Genomic DNA, 2,363 nt, shown 5'->3' with positions numbered 1-2,363 from the left:
CCCGGAGTTGATCAATCCGGTGCGCGGTGAGCTGTTCGTGCGGCTCGACGAGGATTTGGGTGGCTGATGATCTCATAGTTCACAGAGTGCCCGATGCCCTGGAACTTCCGCACCCAAGATTGCTCGCCCGCCAGCCAGCACGCTCGGCGGGTAGCTCAAACGAAGGGTTCTGCACCACCGAGGCGAGCCGGTGGCTCAACCCACCGTATTCGCACCCCGTCGGTTCCAGCCTGCCACCCTGTGGATCGCAGCGCTAAGTGGCGCGAAAATCGCAGCACTAAGTGGCGAGACTCGTGCGCTGGTCGGCATTGGGGCGCGGCTTCGACGCCGCGCGGAGCGGCGGATTGGTGCGTGTGTGCGGCTGCCGTGCGAGGACCACCGCTATGAATTCTGGAGCAGCTCCGCCCTGTAAGTCAGTGGCGAGACCGATCCTGTCGCTGGTGCGACTCATCCGTCGTCGTCAAGCACGCCCCATTTGGCGGTCATGAGTCGCCAGCATCATCTCGGCGACCATCGTGGCCTGCCTGATCATGAACCGTGCCGCTTCCACGGACACGCCGCTCGGCAGCGTTCGACCGTGGCCTGTTCCGTGGTCGTTGCGCAGCTCATTGATGGCATCGACCACCGTGCGGACCGCCTGATAAACCTTGCGCAGTTGCTTGCCGCCCTCCGTGGAGGCGTCGACCTGGACGGGCATGATGCCTAAGGTCTCCATGCTGACGGTCATCACCTCGGGCATGTCGATCCTGCGGCCGGGAAGGCGCCCGTTCTCTTCCAGTACAAACTTTCCGACGGATTCAAGCAGCTCTTTGGCTGTCCCCAGGAGCAGGCCGGCATCTTCGGTGTTGCGACGCAAGCGGTTCAACTGATCATTTAGCGCTTGCCGATCCCCAACCTCGAGATCGATATCGCCCAACCGGTCCAGTCGGCCGTCGGTATCGAGAGCCCAACCGCGTTGCAGCAGGGCGCTTCTGAGTGATGCGACCTCCATCTGGAGGTTGGGGTCGCCAAAGATGCCTGCCACTCGATAGATACTCAAGATTTCCTCGACCAGACGTCGGCCCCGGGTGGGCTGTTGCCAGACCTTGCGGGCAGCCTCGGTGATTCGGTCGACCTTGTTCAAACTGTCGAGCGAACCCGAGCTGTAACGAGTGAGGCCGACAATTCCGGCTGCCAGGAAGGCGGAGGTGAGCGAGGAGTGAGAAGGGCCACTTCCCCCGCGGACGAATACAGTCAGAGCTGCAACCACTTCTCCGTTGATCGGGTTCTCCATGCTCACACAGTAGAGAGTTCCTCGCCTGGGCAGGGAACTACGTTCGAGATTCGCGCCCCACGTGGCATGAGCGATCGCCCACGGGCGACGTGCTCAGTGCGTGGTTGTTGTCTGCTGGTACAGCGCGAGGCGGGGCTGCCCGTCAACCAGCGCGTAGGTGCTGTTCATGACTGCCTCGAACGGCTCCGCGTCGCCGCGAGAAGCCTTGGCCTTGTAGATCAGGGCGGCCGTTTGACCTCCAGCCGGGACAAGTCGGGGATCTGTGATCTCGTACGTGTCCCAACCGGGTGCGTCATTGAGGGAGGCGATCACGGCGTCTCGGTCCATGACGGAACCATCGACCAGGACCATCAGGCCATGGTCGGTCATCAGGTCGCCATAGAAGGCACCACCGGTGCGGTTGCAGAGGGAGGTCCATCCCGCTCGCTCCAGTTCCAAGAGGGCATCCAGTGTCAGCGAGTCCATGCCACTACGCTAGCCAACAACGCGCGCACATCGGCAGATGAGTATGCTCACGCGCCCCGCGGCATCGGGCAAGTTTCTATCGGTCCACCTCAACTGCACGCGCTCCACAACTTGCATCTCGAAACACCGTGTCGGCGCCCGAGCGCCAGGCGGGGCGCAGCACTGACCCGTCGCATGACCGGAACATTCTGTTCCCCGTATTCGGGATGCCCTTACGGCAGCACCCGGGACCGTGTCGACGAGTCGCCGGTGCGTGAACTGCAGCCGTGAATGGCGCGATCCTCGCAACGCTTGTTGACGCGCCCTTCGTTGTCGGGAAGCTGCGCGCTCGGATCAACCCTGGGAACGTTAGGAGTAGATGGCGAGGGGCATGATGCGCATCGAAGCTCCGTTCACGCGGGAGGCCAACTTGAGGTCGATGTACTCCGAAGGCGGCTTCTCACCAACTTTCGGGGCAGGTCAAGCCCCGAGAAGTGGTGTAGCGATCTTTCGTAGGGGTCAGGCAGTGAGGGCGGTCAGGCGGTCGGGGATCACCTCGCTTCCGGTGCGGGCCACGGGGGTGAGCCGGCAACGGGTGAGGACCTCGAGTCCGAGGTAGCGGCGGCCCTCGGCCCACTCATCGGTC

Annotated in this window: 2 protein-coding genes; both read right to left on the bottom strand. The window is 63.1% G+C overall.

Translation table 11 applies throughout. The annotated features are described in order from the left end of the window. Positions 1-460: 460 nt before the first annotated feature. A complete protein-coding gene (locus tag RF650_RS13480) occupies positions 461-1,273 on the bottom strand; it encodes an abortive infection family protein (protein ID WP_131333173.1) in 813 nt (270 codons plus the stop codon). Positions 1,274-1,366: 93 nt separating this feature from the next. Continuing rightward, positions 1,367-1,738, bottom strand: coding sequence for a DUF4440 domain-containing protein (locus RF650_RS13475; RefSeq protein ID WP_131333174.1), 372 nt, complete (start codon positions 1,736-1,738; stop codon positions 1,367-1,369). Positions 1,739-2,363: the final 625 nt, after the last annotated feature.

This window comes from Kocuria sp. CPCC 205297, from assembly GCF_040981035.1.
Classification (GTDB): domain Bacteria; phylum Actinomycetota; class Actinomycetes; order Actinomycetales; family Micrococcaceae; genus Kocuria; species Kocuria marina.
This window is presented reverse-complemented; position numbering and strand designations above follow the sequence as displayed.